The organism is Treponema sp. R6D11 (assembly GCF_054786075.1).
Genome location: NZ_BDHD01000205.1, coordinates 1 through 2,951, shown reverse-complemented (window position 1 = coordinate 2,951; position 2,951 = coordinate 1). Strand labels below are relative to the sequence as shown.

Sequence of the window (2,951 nt, the reverse complement as noted above, 5' to 3'; positions counted from 1 at the left end):
GCTTCGCAGTTTCCTTATCGCAAAAGCAAAAACGTCAGTTACCGCCGGAACGTTAAACGCCAGTTGTGCAAGTATGCCAAAAACATCTATGGAAATACAATAAATTACTTGACAAAATATGCTGGATATTATAATTTATTAAATATTAGGATTATGTTTTAAACATAACCTATTAAATTTTTTGGAGGTATATATGAAAAAGGGTACATTTGTCTTAATTTGCTGCTTATTAGTAGTAAATTCATTCGCACAGGAAATTAATAAAAAAGACTACCGTGATTTGGGTGATGGGCGTGATCTTGCTTGGGAAATAGATCAGGTTTCATTGAAAGTTGGTGAAAAAATATCATGGACATCTTATTATGCATGGCAAAGTGGTAAGTGGGTTAATGATTCTACAACAGGTACAAATTCTAATGTTTCGGCTGACAAAAATTGGAGAGTAGATACGGGTACAAATTACCGCTTTTATGGAATTGTCACAGGCGTTGATTTTTATGAAGGACGTATGCAGACTGCTATAAAGCTTACTTTTGTTGAAGAAATACCAATGCCTGCAAAAAAGAGATAAACATGATGGATAATTTACCCAGATTGTCTACGCTCACATTTATTGGTTTTGAAATAAATTCTTTACCAGAACGAATAAATTGTGATAAAATTACATTTGAGTATGTTTATAAAGGCATAGAAGAGAAAAATTTATTGCATAATATCGCAAATGATTTTGGTGATAATATAGATTTTTCTATGTATTTAAATGACTCATATGAATTGGAAGCGATTTATTATTCACTAAGTCAAGCTGCTGAAGGACTTTGTGGACGTGAAAGAAGAAAAACAGGTGTTGAAAATAGCGGACAAAGGTTAATTATTGCACTTTTGCTTGAAGCAATACAACGGAAAAATTGGAAACAAAAATAAATAATCCAAATAGCACAACCGGCGTTTAACAGGTCTGTAACTGTACGCCGCCTATCGGCGGCTAGGCTACGCAAAACACCAGTCGGGCTTTCAGCCCTTTGTGGTGTTTTGCTCCGCCACATTTTTTTGCGCCCGTAAAAATGCTTCGCATTTTTCCTTATCGGGCGCAAAAAAACGTCAGTTACAGCCGGAACGTTAGGCGCAATAATTTTTGAAATTTTGTCAAAAATATATTGACAAAATATATAGTATAATATATTATATAAAGGTAATTCTGGCAAGGAGGGTTCTAACAATGAAAGAAAAAAGGTTTTTCTGGTTAATAATGATCGTTTTTTCTCTAATTATATTTTATTTTGTAAGTTGTACTAATTCTAGCTCATCAGCACTTGTTGGTAAATGGGTAACAGAAGAAGGGCAAGATTTTTGGGTAAAATCAATTGAATTTTTCAAGGATGGTTCGGCTCTAGTCAATGGAGAAGGAACTACATGGGTAGCAAAAGAAAATGGTTATTTAAAAATACCTAGATTGTCAGGTCTTGGATTAAGTGATGAGTTTCTATTTAAAATTTCTGGTTTAACACTTACAATCACTTATTTTGGTCATGAGTTTAGGTTAAAAAAAATAAAATAATATAATATATAAGGAGTTTATTATGGCTGAATTTTTAATTAAATGCGAAACTTGCGGAAAGGATATTGCAAATAAGGCTCTAAAATGTCCTCATTGTGGGGCTTCTACTGCTCATAAACGAAAACAGGTAGTAGTAATTGTTGTAATTGCAATTATAGCTATTATTGCTTATATAATTATTCATTATTTAAGTGGTATGCAAAATGCTGCAATACAACGTGCACGTGGATTTTATTAAAATTTATTAGTATAAAAGCAAAAATTACTGCGCCTAACAGGTCGGTAAAAGTACGCCGCCCTGTTCGGGCGGCTAGGCTACGAAAAAACGCAGTCGGGGCTTCGCCCCTTTGTGCGTTTTTTCTCCGCCACATTTTTGCTTTTGCGAGAAACTGCTATCGCAGTTTCCTTATCGCAAAAGCAAAAACGTCTTTTACCGCCGGAACGTTAAGCGAAAAAACCGCAAAAAAGTTTAAGGGATAATTCCATTAAGGATTAGAGCAACCTACTTATATCTGACAGCAAACATATTTTTTGCGGGTTATTATAGGCTTTTCGTACTTTCATATCTTCGCCAACCTACTTTGAATATAAATATTTATTACAGGCTTTATTCACTATTTACAAATTGTAAAAAATATGATAACATATATTCAGTTTTATATGGGAGCATAAATTATTCAAAATAATTATACCCAATAAACAAGGGCTATTTGTTAATTGGTAACAGGTGAATAAATTATTGGCTATTGCGGTTTCTACGCTTAACAGGCGGTAACTGCTTCGCCGCCCTTCGGTCGGCTCGGCTTCCGCAAAACCTTGTTCGGGCTTACGCCCTCTGCAAGATTTTGCTCCAGCACATTTGGGGCAGGGGTCGTTGCTACGCAACGCCCTATTACCTGCCCCAAACGTCTTTTACCGCCGGAACGTTAAGTGCAATATGCCCTAAATTGGTAGGTATAATAATATATATAAATAAATATTGACATTAAAAAAGAATAAATGTATAATAGAATATAAATATGTATATTTCATTTTTTAATATTTTTATTTTTCCTCTCTCACCATATTCTAAAAACAATCCTATATCATATATTTTGATTTTTTCCCAAGAATAATATTCTCCATCTATTTTTAGTGTTTCTAAATAATTATACATCCCATTTTCTTCATTATTAGTTTCTAAATCAATACTACGAATAGCAATATACCAAATACCATTTAAAATTGTATCAGATTTGCTACAACCCCCAAAAGTAAAAATTATGAAAAACTGTATAACAATAAGTTTTAATAATTTCACTAAAAATCCTTCCTCAACTAGCGGATAAACCGCTTGATATAAAAAATATTAAAATTGAGAATGCAATATACATATTTATATTCTATTATACAT

The 2,951-nt window shown here is 33.1% G+C and carries 6 protein-coding genes; 4 read left to right on the top strand and 2 right to left on the bottom strand.

What is annotated here, in order from left to right:
• The first annotated feature begins 193 nt into the window (after window positions 1-193).
• The 4 genes from ACYVTD_RS11220 to ACYVTD_RS11205 all read left to right on the top strand — a co-directional run bounded on the left by ACYVTD_RS11220 (window position 194) and on the right by ACYVTD_RS11205 (window position 1,796).
• Window positions 194-571, top strand: coding sequence for a hypothetical protein (locus ACYVTD_RS11220; RefSeq protein WP_461247858.1), 378 nt, complete (start codon window positions 194-196; stop codon window positions 569-571).
• Between the two features lie 2 nt (window positions 572-573).
• Window positions 574-924: a hypothetical protein gene (locus ACYVTD_RS11215; protein ID WP_461247857.1), complete on the top strand. Its 351-nt coding sequence runs from the start codon at window positions 574-576 to the stop codon at window positions 922-924.
• A gap of 295 nt (window positions 925-1,219) precedes the next feature.
• Complete coding sequence (locus tag ACYVTD_RS11210; RefSeq protein ID WP_461247856.1) at window positions 1,220-1,558, top strand: hypothetical protein; 339 nt, start codon at window positions 1,220-1,222, stop codon at window positions 1,556-1,558.
• Window positions 1,559-1,580: 22 nt separating this feature from the next.
• Entirely contained in the window at window positions 1,581-1,796 is a 216-nt protein-coding gene (locus ACYVTD_RS11205) for a hypothetical protein (RefSeq protein ID WP_461247855.1), read from the top strand.
• A 380-nt stretch (window positions 1,797-2,176) separates the two neighbouring features.
• Here ACYVTD_RS11205 and ACYVTD_RS11200 read toward each other — a convergent pair whose 3' ends face one another.
• Complete coding sequence (locus tag ACYVTD_RS11200) at window positions 2,177-2,443, bottom strand: hypothetical protein (RefSeq protein ID WP_461247854.1); 267 nt, start codon at window positions 2,441-2,443, stop codon at window positions 2,177-2,179.
• A gap of 100 nt (window positions 2,444-2,543) precedes the next feature.
• Window positions 2,544-2,858, bottom strand: a complete 315-nt coding sequence (locus tag ACYVTD_RS11195; protein WP_461247853.1) for a hypothetical protein — start codon at window positions 2,856-2,858, stop codon at window positions 2,544-2,546.
• Window positions 2,859-2,951 lie beyond the last annotated feature (93 nt).